The organism is Streptomyces sp. NPDC028289 (assembly GCF_055565975.1).
The window spans coordinates 385,167-399,080 of record NZ_JBVHTI010000006.1 but is presented as its reverse complement, the minus strand read 5'-3'; the positions used below and the strand labels follow the sequence as shown (position 1 = coordinate 399,080).

17 protein-coding genes and 1 pseudogene are annotated in these 13,914 nt (G+C 72.0%); 11 read left to right on the top strand and 7 right to left on the bottom strand.

Annotated elements, in window-relative coordinates; genetic code table 11:
• Positions 1-21 precede the first annotated feature (21 nt).
• Together ACZ4UV_RS30990 and ACZ4UV_RS30985 are read right to left on the bottom strand one after the other, a co-directional pair.
• Complete coding sequence (locus tag ACZ4UV_RS30990; RefSeq protein ID WP_467842301.1) at positions 22-342, bottom strand: carboxymuconolactone decarboxylase family protein; 321 nt, start codon at positions 340-342, stop codon at positions 22-24.
• An 18-nt stretch (positions 343-360) separates the two neighbouring features.
• Positions 361-1,377 (bottom strand): zinc-dependent alcohol dehydrogenase family protein, encoded by a 1,017-nt coding sequence (locus ACZ4UV_RS30985; protein ID WP_467842298.1) that lies wholly within the window; start codon positions 1,375-1,377, stop codon positions 361-363.
• Between the two features lie 236 nt (positions 1,378-1,613).
• Here ACZ4UV_RS30985 and ACZ4UV_RS30980 point away from each other — a divergent pair, with 236 nt between their 5' ends.
• Positions 1,614-2,501, top strand: a complete 888-nt coding sequence (locus ACZ4UV_RS30980; protein WP_467842295.1) for a helix-turn-helix transcriptional regulator — start codon at positions 1,614-1,616, stop codon at positions 2,499-2,501.
• Between the two features lie 56 nt (positions 2,502-2,557).
• Here the strand turns inward: ACZ4UV_RS30980 and ACZ4UV_RS30975 are convergent, their stop codons facing one another.
• Both ACZ4UV_RS30975 and ACZ4UV_RS30970 read right to left on the bottom strand, forming a co-directional pair.
• The gene (locus ACZ4UV_RS30975) at positions 2,558-2,746 is read right to left on the bottom strand and encodes an MmyB family transcriptional regulator (RefSeq protein ID WP_451018230.1); all 189 of its coding nucleotides are present in this window, start codon (positions 2,744-2,746) and stop codon (positions 2,558-2,560) included.
• 31 nt (positions 2,747-2,777) lie between these two features.
• Positions 2,778-3,050, bottom strand: a pseudogene (locus ACZ4UV_RS30970) (aldehyde dehydrogenase family protein); the annotation flags it as partial.
• Between the two features lie 186 nt (positions 3,051-3,236).
• Between ACZ4UV_RS30970 and ACZ4UV_RS30965 the strand changes: the two are divergent.
• The 10 genes from ACZ4UV_RS30965 to hypA all read left to right on the top strand — a co-directional run bounded on the left by ACZ4UV_RS30965 (position 3,237) and on the right by hypA (position 11,364).
• A complete protein-coding gene (locus ACZ4UV_RS30965; protein WP_467842901.1) occupies positions 3,237-3,725 on the top strand; it encodes a TetR/AcrR family transcriptional regulator in 489 nt (162 codons plus the stop codon).
• A gap of 69 nt (positions 3,726-3,794) precedes the next feature.
• Positions 3,795-4,619 carry a maleylpyruvate isomerase family mycothiol-dependent enzyme gene (locus ACZ4UV_RS30960; protein WP_451018232.1) on the top strand — a complete coding sequence of 275 codons (825 nt, stop codon included), beginning with the start codon at positions 3,795-3,797 and terminating at the stop codon, positions 4,617-4,619.
• Positions 4,620-4,939: 320 nt separating this feature from the next.
• Complete coding sequence (locus tag ACZ4UV_RS30955) at positions 4,940-6,439, top strand: hypothetical protein (RefSeq protein WP_467842292.1); 1,500 nt, start codon at positions 4,940-4,942, stop codon at positions 6,437-6,439.
• A 3-nt stretch (positions 6,440-6,442) separates the two neighbouring features.
• Complete coding sequence (locus ACZ4UV_RS30950) at positions 6,443-7,534, top strand: NADH-quinone oxidoreductase subunit B family protein (RefSeq protein ID WP_390035823.1); 1,092 nt, start codon at positions 6,443-6,445, stop codon at positions 7,532-7,534.
• A gap of 58 nt (positions 7,535-7,592) precedes the next feature.
• The gene (locus ACZ4UV_RS30945; protein ID WP_390035825.1) at positions 7,593-9,383 is read left to right on the top strand and encodes a nickel-dependent hydrogenase large subunit; all 1,791 of its coding nucleotides are present in this window, start codon (positions 7,593-7,595) and stop codon (positions 9,381-9,383) included.
• Positions 9,376-9,921, top strand: coding sequence for a NifU family protein (locus tag ACZ4UV_RS30940; RefSeq protein WP_467842288.1), 546 nt, complete (start codon positions 9,376-9,378; stop codon positions 9,919-9,921). The genes ACZ4UV_RS30945 and ACZ4UV_RS30940 overlap by 8 nt, the downstream gene beginning before the upstream one ends.
• Positions 9,918-10,538: a DUF5947 family protein gene (locus ACZ4UV_RS30935; RefSeq protein ID WP_451018227.1), complete on the top strand. Its 621-nt coding sequence runs from the start codon at positions 9,918-9,920 to the stop codon at positions 10,536-10,538. Before ACZ4UV_RS30940 ends, ACZ4UV_RS30935 begins: the two co-directional genes overlap by 4 nt.
• A gap of 53 nt (positions 10,539-10,591) precedes the next feature.
• On the top strand, positions 10,592-10,798 hold the full coding sequence (locus ACZ4UV_RS30930) for a hypothetical protein (RefSeq protein ID WP_093506980.1): 207 nt from the start codon (positions 10,592-10,594) through the stop codon (positions 10,796-10,798).
• A 25-nt stretch (positions 10,799-10,823) separates the two neighbouring features.
• Positions 10,824-11,018: a hypothetical protein gene (locus tag ACZ4UV_RS30925; protein ID WP_451018226.1), complete on the top strand. Its 195-nt coding sequence runs from the start codon at positions 10,824-10,826 to the stop codon at positions 11,016-11,018.
• Positions 11,019-11,025: 7 nt separating this feature from the next.
• Positions 11,026-11,364: a hydrogenase maturation nickel metallochaperone HypA gene (hypA, locus tag ACZ4UV_RS30920; RefSeq protein ID WP_451018225.1), complete on the top strand. Its 339-nt coding sequence runs from the start codon at positions 11,026-11,028 to the stop codon at positions 11,362-11,364.
• Between the two features lie 63 nt (positions 11,365-11,427).
• On the opposite strand, the gene hypE is transcribed toward hypA, so the two are convergent.
• From hypE to ACZ4UV_RS30905, 3 genes are all read right to left on the bottom strand, one after another.
• Complete coding sequence (hypE, locus tag ACZ4UV_RS30915) at positions 11,428-12,417, bottom strand: hydrogenase expression/formation protein HypE (protein WP_351501800.1); 990 nt, start codon at positions 12,415-12,417, stop codon at positions 11,428-11,430.
• A gap of 67 nt (positions 12,418-12,484) precedes the next feature.
• On the bottom strand, positions 12,485-13,612 hold the full coding sequence (gene hypD / locus ACZ4UV_RS30910) for a hydrogenase formation protein HypD (RefSeq protein ID WP_390035834.1): 1,128 nt from the start codon (positions 13,610-13,612) through the stop codon (positions 12,485-12,487).
• Positions 13,609-13,911: a HypC/HybG/HupF family hydrogenase formation chaperone gene (locus tag ACZ4UV_RS30905; protein ID WP_390035836.1), complete on the bottom strand. Its 303-nt coding sequence runs from the start codon at positions 13,909-13,911 to the stop codon at positions 13,609-13,611. Before ACZ4UV_RS30905 ends, hypD begins: the two co-directional genes overlap by 4 nt.
• Positions 13,912-13,914: the final 3 nt, after the last annotated feature.

Genomic DNA, 13,914 nt, shown 5'->3' with positions numbered 1-13,914 from the left:
CGGGGAAGTGGTGTGCGAGGGTCAGGCGTCGCGCTCTTCGGTGAGCGCCTTGAGCCTGCTGATCGCGGTCATGGCGTTGGGCCAGCCGGCGTAGAAGGCCAGGTGGGTGATGGCCTCGGAGAGCTCCTCGACGCTCAGGCCGTTCTCCAGTGCCACGCCCAGGTGGTAGGGCAGCTGTTCGCCGCGGTAGAGCGCGGCGAGGACACTGACGGTCACCAGGCTGCGATCGCGTGGTGAGAGACCGGGGCGCTCCCATACGTCACCGAAGAGCACCTCGTCGGTGACCTCGACGAGCTTGGGCGCGATCGCCTCCAGCTCCTTGGGTGCGGACTGCTTGGGCATGCTGTCGCTCCTTCGTCGTCAGGGCTTGAGGAGTGCCTTGACGGCTCGGCGCTCGTCCATGGCCCGGTAGCCCTCGGCGACCTGGTCGAGGGGCAGGGTGAGGTCGAAGACCCTGCCCGGGTCGATCCGGCCGGTCACGACGCGTTCGATGAGGTCGGGCAGGTAGCGGCGCACGGGGGCGGGGCCGCCGCGCAGGCCGACGTGGGAGAAGAAGAGCTCCTGCCCGTCGACGGCGACGTCGTGCGGAACGCCGACGAAGCCGACGTTGCCGCCGGGGCGGGTGGAGCGCAGCGCCTGCTGCATGGCCTCGGCGGTGCCCACGCACTCCAGGACGCTGTCGGCGCCGATGCCGCCGGTGAGGTCCTTGATCCGGGCGATGCCCTCGTCGCCGCGCTCGGTGACGATGTCGGTGGCGCCGAACTCGCGGGCCAGTCTCTGCCGGGACTCGTGGCGGCTCATGGCGATGATCCGCTCGGCGCCCATCTCCTTGGCGGCGATCACCGCGCACAGTCCGACCGCGCCGTCGCCCACGACCACGGCGGTGGAGCCGGGCTTCACCTCGGCGGCTTCGGCGGCCCACCAGCCGGTGCCCATGACGTCGGAGACGGCCAGCAGACCGGGCCAGAGCTCCTCGCCCGGCACCTCGTCCGTGGCGACCAGGGTGCCCTGGGCGTTGGGGATACGGACGTAGTCGGCCTGGCAGGTGCTCATGAACTCGCGGTGCAGGCAGTTCGACGGGAAGCCGTTGCGGCAGTTGGCGCAGGTGTTGTCGGAGGTGGCGAACGAGCCGACGACGAACTGGCCCGGCTTCACGGCCGTGACCTCGGAGCCGACCTCCTCGACGAAGCCGACGTACTCGTGGCCCATCGGGTGGGCGCCGCCGATCGGCTCCAGGCCGCGCCAGGGCCACAGGTCGGAGCCGCACACACAGGTGACGGCCGTGCGGATGACCGCGTCGGTGGGGTGGAGGATCTTCGGGTCGTCCAGCGTCTCGAAGCGGACGTCGCCGGGGGCATGGATCACTGCGCCGCGCATGAGGGTTCCTTTGCTCACGTGGAACGGGGACCGCTGAGGGCGGTCCGCGTAGGCCCGGCCCTGGGCCGCGAGGTGTCCGCGCGCCGGGGGCGGGCGGCCCCGTCCCCGCCGACGGACGGCCGGGGACAGCGCCACGTCCTCCAGGTAACCGCCCCCGGTGGCGGCCGGCCAGTCACCGTCGATGGGTGTACCGGCAGTACATCCCTCCTGCGGCCCGCTGCACGTACGGTCGAAGGGTGGACAACCAACAGGAGGTCCGCGAGTTCCTCACCTCGCGGCGCGCCAAGATCACCCCCGAGCAGGCCGGACTGCCGTCCGGGACCCGGCGCCGCGTCCCCGGGCTGCGCCGCAGCGAGGTCGCGGCCCTCGCCGACATGAGCGTGGAGTACTACGCCAAGCTCGAACGCGGCAGTCTCGCCGGTGTCTCCCCCACCGTCCTGGAATCCGTCGCCCGTGCCCTTCGCCTCGACGACGCCGAACGCGCCCATCTCGTCCATCTGGCCCAGGCCGCCGACGGCTCCGACGCGCTCACCCGCCCCCGACGCCGACGCCCGGCCCGGCAGTGGACCCCGCACCCGAGCCTGCAGTGGACACTCGACGCGATCACCGCGGGCCCCGCCTTCGTCCGCAACGGCCGCATGGACATCCTCGGCACCAACACGCTCGCCCGCGCGTTCTACAGCGACGTCTACGCGAACCCCCACAACCAGGCGAACCTCGCGCGCTTCGCCTTCCTGGACCCCGCTGCCCGCCGTTTCTACCCCGACTGGGGCCCCGCCGCCGACATCACCGTCGCGATCCTGCGCACCGAGGCCGGCCGCAACCCCCACGACAAGGAGCTGCACGACCTCGTCGGGGAGCTCTCCACCCGCAGTGACGACTTCCGGACCCGCTGGGGCGCCCACAACGTCCGCCACCACGGCACCGGCACCAAGAACTTCCACCACGAGGCCGTCGGAGACATCACCCTCGCCTACGAGGGCATGGAGATGACGGCCGAACCCGGCCTCACCGTCACCGTCTACACCGCCGAACCCGGCTCGCCCTCCGAAGAGGGCCTGCGCCTGCTCGCCTCCTGGGCCGCGACACGGGAAGCCCTCGCCGGGCGGCCGCGGGAGAACTGAGCTCCCTCCCCCGCGGCGCACCCGCGGTCCCGGATGGCTGCGGCGCCTCTTGGTGGTCAGTCGTTCCGGGAGGGGACGCCGGTCCCGGTGCCCACCCAGCCGGCGAGGAGGGCGAGTGCCTCCCGCTCCCGGGAGTCCGGTTCGGGCGTGTAGAAGTTGAGGCGGAGGCCGGGGTCGGAGGGCAGGTCCATCGCCTCGTAGGGAAGGGCGAGATCGCCGACCAGCGGATGGTGCAGGTACTTCACACCCGAGCGGTGGAACTTCACGTCGTGGCGTGGCGGGGAGGACGCTGATCACGCCTTCCGGCAGCCCGGCCCGCTCCAGCAGTTCGGCGAGCAGCCCCATGCTCAGCGAGTTCTCCGGGGACACCTTCAGCACGACGGTGTTGCCGGCCAGCAGCGCGGGATGAGCGCGGTCGACGTCGGCGGGCCGGGCCTGGGCGGCACGGCCGATGACCTCTTGGTCGTGCGGCGAACGGATGTCGAGGAGCGCCGGGTCGCTGGGCGCCGTCCACGAGCCCGCGACGTAGAGACGGTCGTAAATGATCATGTGCTCTCTCCGGAGGATTCGAAGAACCTACCCGGTTATCTGTCATTTCAATGTAGCATTTATCGTCACTAAGGCCTCATGTGAGTGGCGAAAGGTGGGGCAGGTTCCACAGTTCCGGATATGCTCTGGCCCGTGAGAGCCGACGCAGCACGCAATCTGGAAGCCGTTCTGACCACCGGGGCCCGTATGCTCGCCGCCGATCCGGGCGCGAGCATCGCCGCGATCGCCGCCGAGGCCGGTGTCGACCGGCGCACCGTCTACCGGCGGTTCGCGTCCCGCGAGGAGCTGCTGGCGGCCATCTACGAGGCTCGGTACGACGCGGTCGAGCGGGCCGTCGAGCACGCCAGGCTGCGCGAGGCCCCGGTCGCCGTGGCGCTGCACCGGTACGTCGAGGAGATCATCGCCGTCAATCGCAAGTGGCCCGTGGAGCTCACCCGGCTGAAGGCCGACGACGCGATCCGGGAGCGGCGCGACGCCCTGGTCCGGGAGGTGGACGACTTCCTGCGGCGGGCCACCGAGGAGGGGCTGCTCCGCGACGACCTGCCGCCCGCCTGGGCGAGTTCACTGCTGCCGCAGCTCATGCACCTGGCGTCGCAGCAGCTGCCCGGACTCGGCGCGGCCCAGGCCGCCGACACGGTCGTCGACACCTTCCTGCGAGGGCTCGGGGCACGGTGATCGCCGCGGGGGTTGTGGCGCGCCCGTGCGTCTGATTGGGTACCGCGCGACAGAACAGGGGTGACCGGCGTGGATCAGGCGGCACGGCAGGACGTCCATGGGGCGCTGCCCGCGGGGCTCGGGCAGGCGATACGGCAGACCGCCGCCGACATCACGGCCGTCCTCGACGGCGTCGCCGACATGGATACCGCCGTACCGGGATCGCTGTGGACGGTCGGCGAGGCGGCGGCCCACCTCGCGCTCGCCAACGAGCTGATGGCCGACCTCGCCGTGGGGCGGGAACGGCCGTACGGGGACGGCACGGCGCAGAGCCTGGCGGCGGCCAACTCCGAGTCGCTGGCCGTGTTCGGGGAGCGCCGGGCGGCGCCGCTCGCGGCCATGATCACCGAGCAGGCGGAGCGATGCGCCGACGCGCTGGCCGCGGCGGCCGACGGTCCGGCGCCGGTGACCCCGCTCGGCCCGATGGACCGGTCCGTACTCGCCTCCTATCTGCTCACCCACATGCTCGGCCACGGCTACGACCTCGCCCGTGCGGTGCGCCGGCCGCACATGATCGACGCCGAACGGGTCGCGTGGTGCGTGCCGTTCCTGCTCTCGGTGATGCCGGCCGTGGCGGACGGCACGGCCACCGCCGGTCTGACCGCCCGCTACACGATCCGGCTGCGCGGTGGCGGCGGCGCCTTCGGCGTCACCCTGTCCGACGGTGCCGTGCAGGTGGCCCCGGAGCCGTCGGACCACGCGGACTGCACGATCCTCATCGATCCGGTCGCCTTCCTGCTCATCGCCCTCGGCCGCCGCAACCCGTGGCTCGCCATGGCCCGGGGCCAGGTGCTCGCCTACGGACGCAAGCCCTGGCTCGGGCCCCGCTTCCCCGCCCTTTTCGTCGCCCCCTGACACCGCCCCGGCCGCCGCCACTGCGACCTCGCGTCCGTCTGCCCAGGCCTGCGGCATCGACTTCTCGGTCCGCGCAGACGGTCCGCCCAGACGGTCCCGGTCGGCCCAAGCCGTCCGGCCGCCCGGACCGCCTCCGTCCGCCCGGACCGCACTCCGTCCGACAGGGCCGTCCCGCCAGGGCCGCCTCCGCCCGCCGATCCGGCGCACCCCCGGGCACCCCCCGTCCGGCCCAACCCCGCTCGGCCAGAAGAGGCGCGCGGGCGTGACCGGTGTGACCGTGGTGGAAGGTATGGGCGCGCCCGCGGATCCGAGGAGGCTGCATGGCCGAGGGACTGGTCGACGGCAGAGCGCCCCGCACTGCCCTGGTGGACGGCTCCGGCCGCCCCGCGCCGACCTTCGAAGCGATGAGTGCCGTCGCCGATGCCGTGCTCTACGAGGGTTATCTCCTGTACCCCTATCGGCGGTCCTCGCCGAAGAATCGTGCCCGCTGGCAGTTCGGGGTCCTCTTCCCCCGCGACTGGGTGGAGGCCGACGGTCCGGTCGGAGCGGGCATGTCGGGTGCGGCGGACTCCTGGTACCAGCGGACGGAGTGTCTGCTGCGGGTGCGCCGGCCGGATGCGGCCGTGCGGCTGCGGGTACGGGTGCGGTATCTGCACCTGCAGCACAAACAGGTCGAGGACGCCAACGGGCGGCCCGTCGAGTCGCTGACCTGTGACGACGGAACCGTGCAGCTGACCTTCGAGGAGGCGGTGGCCCGCGCGGCCGACCTCACGGTCGCGCTGGAGGAGGGCGAGCACAGGTTCGCGGTGGGCTCCCCGGCCGCGACCGGCACCGAGGAACTGCCCTCCGGCGCCGGGCGGATCGTACGTCGCCGGACGGAGGTGCGGGCGAGCGCCGTCCTGGAGGCCGAGCGGCTCGGCGAGGACCTCTTCCGGCTCCGGGTGCGCACCACGAACGACGGGCACGTGGGGGATCCGCACGCCCCGCGCGACCTGGCCCTGCGGCACGCGCTCATCGCCACCCACACCCTCCTCGGCGTCGAGGGCGCGGAGTTCGTCTCCCTGATCGACCCGGGCCGGGCCCTCCAGGAGCCCACCCGGAGCTGCCGCAACGACTTCACCTTCCCGGTGCTCGGCGGTGCTCCACCTGCCACCGCCCCCGAGGACGGCTCGGCCTCCGCCCTGCTGCTCTCGTCGCCGATCATCCTCCCCGACCATCCGCAGGTGGCGCCGGAGAGCCCCGGTGACCTGCACGACGCCGGTGAGATCGACGAGATCCTCACCCTGCGGACCATGCTGCTGACGGACGAGGAGAAGCGGGAGGCCCGGGCCACCGACCCGCGGGCCGCCGAGATCCTCGACCGGGTCGACACCATGCCGCCGGAGGTCTTCGAGCGCCTGCACGGTGCCATCCGCTCGCTCGGGCCGGCCGGCGAGGCCTCCCCCGACGGGCGTCCGGCCTGGTGGCAGGAGGGCGGCGACGACGGGCTCTCCCCGGCCACCGAAACGGTCCTCGTCGACGGCGTGCGGGTCGGTGGCGGCAGCCCCGTGCGGCTGCGCCCGCGCGGCACGGGTGCCGACGCCCAGGACATGTTCCTGGCCGGCCGGACCGCGACCGTGGCCGCCGTCTTCCACGACGTGGACGGCAGCACCCATCTCGCCGTCACCGTGGACGACGACCCGGCGGCCGAACTGCACGGCTGGTACGGGCGTTTCCACTACTTCCGGCCCGACGAAGTCGAGCCGCTCGGGGGCACCGACGTCCCGGACCCAGCGGCGGCTGAAGAGCCGTCCCCGGGACCCACTCCATCGGAGGCCTAGCACATGAGCACCAGCAAGAACGGCACCACGGCCGTCGCCGGCGAGGCCGGCCGAGCCGGCGAACACCAGGGGTTCGACGAGATCACCATCCTCTGGATCTCCGAAGGCATGAGCTGCGACGGCGACACCGTCTCCGTGACGGCCGCCGACCAGCCCTCCATCGAGGACCTGGTCCTGGGCCTGATCCCGGGGATCCCGAAGGTCAACCTGGTGAACAAGGTGCTCTCGCCGAGCCTGGGCGGCGAGGACTTCCTCGCTCCCTACCGGAAGGCGGCGCGGGGCGAGCTGGAGCCGTTCATCCTCGTCATCGAGGGCTCCATCCCGAACCAGAACATCATCGAGGGCGAGGGCTACTGGACGTCCTTCGGCAACGACCCGGAGACGGGTCAGCCGCAGACCCTCAACGACTGGATCGACGAACTGGCGCCCCGGGCCTGGGCGGTGGTGGCCGTCGGCACCTGCGCCACCTTCGGCGGCATCCACGCGATGGCCGGCAACCCGACCGGCGCCATGGGCCTCGCGGACTACCTCGGCTGGGACTTCAAGTCGCAGGCCGGGCTGCCGGTGGTGAACATCCCGGGCTGCCCGGTGCAGCCGGAGAACTTCATGGAGACCCTGGTCTGGGTGCTCTACCACGCCGCCGGCACCGCTCCCCCGCCGCCGCTGGACCACATGCTGCGGCCGCAGTGGCTGTTCGGGCGCACGGTGCACGAGGGCTGCGACCGAGGCTCGTACTACGAGCAGGCGTCCTTCGCGACGGACTACAACTCGCCCAAGTGCCTGGTCAAGACGGGCTGCTGGGGTCCGGTCGTGAACTGCAACGTGCCCAAGCGGGGCTGGATGGCCGGCATCGGCGGCTGCCCGAACGTCGGCGGTATCTGCATCGGCTGCACCATGCCGGGCTTCCCGGACGCGTTCATGCCGTTCATGGACGAGCCGCCCGGCGGCACCCTCTCCTCGCTCGCGATCAAGCCGTACGGGGCGGTCATCCGCAGGCTGCGCGGCTTCACCAACGACCTGGTCAACCACGAGCCGAAGTGGCGCCACAACAAGCGCAAGCTCACCAGCGGCTACGCCCCGCGCTGGCGCCCCTGACGCGCCACGGCCAGTCCCCCCACCCCCGTCCCCCCACAGCAAAGGTCAGCGAACGCCGATGACAACCGAGGCCCGGCAAAAGGGGCGCAAGCCCGCGCAGATCGTGGACATGTCCTGGGATCCGATCACCCGGATCATCGGAAACCTGGGCATCTACACGAAGATCGACTTCGCCAACCGGGAGGTGGTGGAGTGTCACAGCACCTCCTCCCTCTTCCGCGGCTACTCCGTCTTCATGAAGGGGAAGGACCCGCGCGACGCCGGGTTCATCACCTCCCGCATCTGCGGCATCTGCGGCGACAACCACACGACGTGCTCGGACTACGCCCAGCAGATGGCGTACGGCGTGAAGCCGCCGCCGCTCGCCGAGCACATCGTCAACCTCGGCGAAGCGGCCGAGTACATGTTCGACCACACGATCTTCCAGGACAACCTGGTCTTCGTGGACTTCTGCGAGCAGATGGTCAAGGCCACCAACCCGAGCGTCCTGGCCCGCGCGCAGAAGACCAACGCGCCGCGCGGTGACATCCACGGCTACCGGACCATCGCCGACATCATGAAGGCCTTCAACCCCTTCGAGGGCGAGGTCTACAAGGAGGCCCTGAAGGTCTCCCGTACCACTCGCGAGATGTTCTGCCTGATGGAGGGCCGGCACGTCCACCCCTCCACCCTCTATCCGGGCGGTGTCGGCACCATGCCGTCGCCGACCGCGTTCACCGACTACCTGAGCCGGCTGATGCACGTCATCGACTTCGTGAAGAAGGCCGTCGCCATGAACGACGACGTCTTCGACTTCTTCTACGAGGCGCTGCCCGGCTACGAGGAGGTCGGCAAGCGCCGTATCCTCCTGGGCTGCTGGGGCGCCTGGCAGGACCCGAAGGTCGTCGACTACCGCTACGAGAACATGGAGCGCTGGGGCCGGGCGATGTACGTCACCCCGGGCATCGTGGTCGACGGCGAGCTGGTCACCAACAGCCTGGTCGACATCAACCTGGGCCTGAGGATCATGCTGGGCAGCTCCTTCTACGAGGACTGGGTGAACGAGGACCCCTTCGTCACCCACGACCCGCTCGGCAACCCCGTCGACATGCGGCACCCGTGGAACCAGACGACGCTCCCGGTGCCGCAGAAGCGGGACTTCGAGGGCAACTACAGCTGGGTGATGAGCCCCCGCTGGTACGACCAGCGCACCGGCGACCACCTGGCCCTGGACACCGGCGGCGGCCCGCTGGCCCGGCTCTGGTCGACCGCGCTGAGCGGCATCGTCGACACGCCGTACATCAAGGCCACCGGCACCAGCGTCCGGATCTCGCTGCCCAAGGGGGCGAGCCTGCCGGAGACCACGCTGGAGTGGAAGATCCCGAAGTGGTCGAACACCCTCGAACGCGACCGTGCCCGGCCGTACTTCGTCGCGTACGCGGCCGCCATGGCCCTGCAGTTCCTGGACGAGGCGATGGGCCTGGTCCGGTCCGGCGACACCAAGGTGTTCGAGGACTTCGAGGTGCCGGACGAGGCGATCGGCTGCGGCTTCCACGAGGCCGTGCGCGGGGTCCTCTCGCACCACCTGGTGATCAAGGACAAGAAGATCGCCAACTACCACCCGTACCCGCCGACCCCGTGGAACGCCAGCCCGCGGGACAAGTTCGGCACCCCGGGCCCGTACGAGGACGCCGTCATGGGCCAGCCGATCTTCGAGGAGAACGGCCCGGACGACTTCAAGGGCGTCGACATCATGCGCACGGTCCGCAGCTTCGACCCCTGCCTGCCGTGCGGTGTCCACATGTACACGGGCAAGGGCAAGACGCTGAGCGTCACCCACTCGCCGGTCTACGGGGCGAACCATGGCTGACGGACGGCTCGACGGCCCGGCGGTCGAGTCCCGGCTGGCCCGGCTCGACGGGCTGCTGGAGAGCCTGGAGTCCGCTCCGGGGCCGACCGGCGGCTCGGCGGTGGAGGCGGTACGGCTGCTGACCGAGGTCTACGGCGAGGCGCTCGCCCGCGTCCTCGACCACGCGGACGCGCCCCTGGCCGAGCGGCTCGCCGACGACGAGCTGCTCGACCACCTCATGGTCCTGCACGACATCCACCCGGACTCGCCCGAGCGCCGGGCCGCCCGGGCGGTCGAGCGGCTGCGTCCCGCCGTGCGGGAGCGCGGCGGTGACGTCGAGTGGGCCGGGGTGGAGGGCGCGGTGGGCCGGGTGCGGCTGGCCACGGGCGGCGGTTGCGGCTCGGGGTGCGGCGGAGGTGCCACGGAGGTGACCGACGCCGTCCGGGAGGCGGTGCTCGCCGCGGCCCCCGAGCTCGCCGACGTGCAGCCGGTGCCCGAGACCCCGGCGCCCGCCTTCGTCCCCCTGGACTCCCTGCGCCGGCCGCAGGAGGCCCGGTGACCACCCGGACACCGACCGGCGGAGCCCTGGCCCGCCTCATCCGTTCCTCGGCCGACCGGCAGCCGGCGGCCGGGGCGGAGGTGTGCGACCTGTGCGCCGAGCCGCTGTCCGAGGACCACCCGCATCTCTACGACACCGGGCAGGCCGAGGTCCGCTGCGCGTGCCGCGCCTGCTCGGTGCTGTTCGCCGACACCCGGCAGGGCACCGGCGCGGGCGACGGCCAGTTCCGGCTGATCCCGACCCGCCGGGTCCGCCTCCCGAAGGTCGACACCGCGGCCCTCGGGGTCCCGGTCGGCCTGGTCTTCTTCGTGCCGCGCGCCGACGGCTCGGTCACCGCGGAGGGGCCGAGCCCGGCCGGGGCCATGCGCTGGGAGGTGGCGGCGGCGGCCTGGCAGCGGGCGGTGGCCGGCTGTCCTCCGCTGGCCGGCATGACCCCCGATGTCGAGGCGCTGCTGGTCAACACGGTGCACGGCCTCGACCACCACTGGATCGTCCCGGTCGACGACTGCTTCCGCATGCTCGCGGTCGTCCGCCGGGAGTGGCGCGGCCTGTCCGGCGGTGGCCGGATGTGGCCGGCCGTGGAGCGTTTCTTCGAGGAGCTCACCGAGCGGCCCTGAGCCGGACGGCCTCGAGGAACGGCAGCACAGGAAGGCTCAGGAAGGAGAACCCCATGGGCAGCATCAGAGTCGGCCGCGCCCAGGCGAGGCCCGACACGCCGTCCCACGTGCCCGGCATGCACCAGGGCAACAGGGGCCCCTACACGAAGCAGACAGGACACCACCCGGACGGCACCGCCGACGCGCGGCGCTCGACCAACATCCACTGGAAGCGGCACGACGTGCTGCTCGACGTGATGCCGAACATCCCGCCCGGATGACCCAGAGCGACAGGGAGTCCCCCGCATGAACCGAATGGACCACATGAAGATGCAACGCAAGAGAACAGGTACGGCGGCCCAGCGCGTGCTGACCGCCGAGGTCGCCGTGGTGGGCGCGCTGCTGGTGGCGCTGTTCGTCACCGAGATCCCCAGCATGATGCGCGAGATGAGGATCTGGCGGATCGCCGGCGGGCTGCGCGCCGGTCACCGGTATCCGTGAGCCGGTCGTGCACGAGCTGTCGATCGCGACCGCGATCGTGGAGCAGGCCGACGAGTGGGCCCGGGCGGACGGCGCGGACCGCGTCTGTGCGGTGACCGTCCGGGTCGGCGAACTGTCCGGGGTCGTCCCCGACGCCCTGGACTTCGCCTTCGAGGTGGCCCGCGACGGCACCGCGCTCGCCGGCGCCCGGCTGGTGGTCGAGCAGGTGACCGCGCGGGCCTGGTGCGGGCCGTGCGCCGAGGAGTTCGCGGTGGGTATGCCGCCGTTCTTCTGGTGCCCGCGCTGCGACCGTCCCTCCGCCGAGCTGCGCAGCGGCCGGGAGCTGGAGATCACCGCGGTCGAATGACGCCTCCGGTGCCCGGGACACCCCGGGCACCGGAGGTCATCGCTCTGTCGTCGGGAGATGCCGTCAGCAGATACGGGGCAGTTGCTCTCCGAGCGGGAGGTCCACGACCCGCGTGCCGCCGAGCCCGGTCGCCACCACCACCATTCCGGGGTGCTCGGTCACGCACTCCCCGATCCGGGTCGCGCCGGCCCCCTGCGGATGGGCGCGCATCGCCTCCAGCACCGCGTCGGCGTCCGTCGGCGGGACGAAGGCCACGAGCCTGCCCTCGTTGGCGACGTAGAGCGGGTCCAGGCCGAGGAACCCGCAGGCGTTCGCGACCGCCTCCGGTACCGGCAGGGCGCGCTCGGTGAGCCGTACGCCGGTTCCCGAGGCGCGGGCGATCTCGTTCAGGGAGGCGGCCAGGCCGCCGCGGGTCGGGTCGCGCAGGACGTGGACGTCGGGGGTGACGTCCAGCATGGTCGCGACCAGGTCGGCCAGCGGCGCGGTGTCGCTGGCGATCTCGACGCCGAACTCCAGCCCCTCGCGCACGCTGAGCACGGCGACGCCGTGCAGGCCGATCGGTCCGCTGACGATGACGGCGTCGCCGGGCCGGGCCCGCTGCGGCCGGATGTCGACCCGCTCGGGGACGAGGCCGACGCCGGCGGTGGTGACGTACACCCCGTCCCCGTGGCCGCTCTCGACGACCTTGGTGTCGCCGGTGGCGATGGTGACTCCGGCCGTCTCGGCGGCCGCGCCCATGGCGCGCGCGATGCGTTCGACGACGGCCAGCTCGACGCCCTCCTCCAGGACGAAGGCGGCGGAGAGGTAGGCGGGCCGGGCGCCGCTCATCGCCAGGTCGTTGACGGTGCCGTTGACGGCGAGGTCGCCGAGGCAGCCGCCGGGGAAGAACAGCGGCCGTACGACGTAGGAGTCGGTGGAGAGCGCGAGGCGGGCGCCGCCGAGGTGGAGGACGGCGGAGTCGGTCATCCCGGCGAGAAGGGCGTTGCCGTAGGCGGGGGCGAAGATCTGCTCGATCAGTTCGGCGGAGAGGGCGCCGCCTCCGCCGTGGCCCATGACCACGACCGGCTGGTCGCGGATCGGCGCCGGGCAGCTCCAGTTCGCGGGGTCGACGACGGTCTGCTCAGCCAACGGGGTTCATCTCCTCGCGCGGGAGCGCCGGTTCGTTCATCCGGCGGTAGAGGTAGTAGGCGGCGCAGGCGCCCTCGCTGGAGACCATGGTGGCGCCGAGCGGGGTGCGCGGGGTGCAGGTGGTGCCGAAGGCCGCGCAGTCGGTGGGTTTGATGAGCCCCTGCAGGACTTCGCCGGCCCGGCACTCGGCGGGTTCCTCGGTGCGGATGCCGGTGACGTCGAAGCGGTGCTCGGCGTCGAAGTCGCGGTAGGCCTCGCTCAGCCGCCAGCCGCTGGCGGGGATGCGGCCGATGCCGCGCCAGGAGCGGTCGGTGACCTCGAAGACCTCCTCGATCATGCGGACGGCGGCCTGGTTGCCGTCGGCGCGCACGGCACGGGCGTAGGCGTTCTCCACCCGGTGCTCACCGCGCTCCAGCTGGCCCACCGTGCGGCGGATGCCCTCCAGGATGTCGAGGGGTTCGAACCCGGTGACGACGATGGGGACCCGGTGCCGTTCGGCGAGTTCGGGGTACTCGGCCATGCCCATCACGCTGCACACGTGTCCGGCGGCCAGGAAGCCCTGCACCCGGCAGGCGGGGGCGGTCATGATGGCCTCGATGGCCGGGGGGACCCGGACATGGGAGACCAGGAGGGTGAAGTTGGCCAGGCCGAGGCGCTTGGCCTGGTGGACGGCCATGGCGTTGGCGGGGGCGGTGGTCTCGAAGCCGATGGCGAAGAACACCACCTGCCTGTCCGGGTGGCGGCGGGCGAGCTGGAGCGCGTCGAGCGGCGAGTAGACCACGCGGACGTCACCGCCCTCGCCCTTGACCCGGAACAGGTCCCGGTCGGTGCCGGGGACGCGGAGCATGTCGCCGAACGAGCAGAAGATCACGTCGGGGCGGGCGGCGATCTCCAGTGCCTTGTCGATGCACTCCAGCGGGGTCACGCAGACCGGGCAGCCCGGCCCGTGGATCAACTCGACCTGTTCCGGGAGGAGTTGGTCGATGCCGTGCCGGATGATGGAGTGCGTCTGGCCGCCGCACACCTCCATCAGGGCCCAGGGCCGGGTGGCGGTGGCCCGGATCTCGTCCAGCAGCCGGCGGGCCAGCTTGGGGTCGTTGAACTCGTCGAGGTACTTCACCGGGCCTCGCTCCCCTCGGTCTCCTCGGCCGCCTGGCGGGCCGCCTGCTGCCAGGCGTCGCCGAACTCCTCCTCCAGGAGCCCCAGTTCCTCGAAGAGCCGGAGGGAGGCCAGGGCCGACTCCTCGTCGAGGCGCTGCAGGGCGAAGCCCACGTGGACGATGACGTACTCGCCGACCTTGACGTCCGACACGTACTCCAGACACGCCTGCTTCTGCACCCCGCCGAAGTCGATCAGGCCGGTGAGCGGATCGGCGGTGTCGTCGATGCTCACGACTCTGCCGGGCACTGCCAAACACATGGG

What these genes read in the sequence shown, in the direction of transcription:
- ACZ4UV_RS30990 (WP_467842301.1), bottom strand. Translation starts at nt 342, where the DNA reads ATGCCCAAGCAGTCCGCACCCAAGGAGCTGGAGGCGATCGCGCCCAAG.
- ACZ4UV_RS30985 (WP_467842298.1), bottom strand. Translation starts at nt 1,377, where the DNA reads ATGCGCGGCGCAGTGATCCATGCCCCCGGCGACGTCCGCTTCGAGACG.
- ACZ4UV_RS30965 (WP_467842901.1), top strand. Translation starts at nt 3,237, where the DNA reads ATGCTCGCCGCCGATCCGGGCGCGAGCATCGCCGCGATCGCCGCCGAG.
- ACZ4UV_RS30955 (WP_467842292.1), top strand. Translation starts at nt 4,940, where the DNA reads ATGGCCGAGGGACTGGTCGACGGCAGAGCGCCCCGCACTGCCCTGGTG.
- ACZ4UV_RS30950 (WP_390035823.1), top strand. Translation starts at nt 6,443, where the DNA reads ATGAGCACCAGCAAGAACGGCACCACGGCCGTCGCCGGCGAGGCCGGC.
- ACZ4UV_RS30945 (WP_390035825.1), top strand. Translation starts at nt 7,593, where the DNA reads ATGACAACCGAGGCCCGGCAAAAGGGGCGCAAGCCCGCGCAGATCGTG.
- ACZ4UV_RS30940 (WP_467842288.1), top strand. Translation starts at nt 9,376, where the DNA reads ATGGCTGACGGACGGCTCGACGGCCCGGCGGTCGAGTCCCGGCTGGCC.
- ACZ4UV_RS30930 (WP_093506980.1), top strand. Translation starts at nt 10,592, where the DNA reads ATGGGCAGCATCAGAGTCGGCCGCGCCCAGGCGAGGCCCGACACGCCG.
- ACZ4UV_RS30925 (WP_451018226.1), top strand. Translation starts at nt 10,824, where the DNA reads ATGAACCGAATGGACCACATGAAGATGCAACGCAAGAGAACAGGTACG.
- hypE (WP_351501800.1), bottom strand. Translation starts at nt 12,417, where the DNA reads ATGGGCCACGGCGGAGGCGGCGCCCTCTCCGCCGAACTGATCGAGCAG.
- ACZ4UV_RS30905 (WP_390035836.1), bottom strand. Translation starts at nt 13,911, where the DNA reads ATGTGTTTGGCAGTGCCCGGCAGAGTCGTGAGCATCGACGACACCGCC.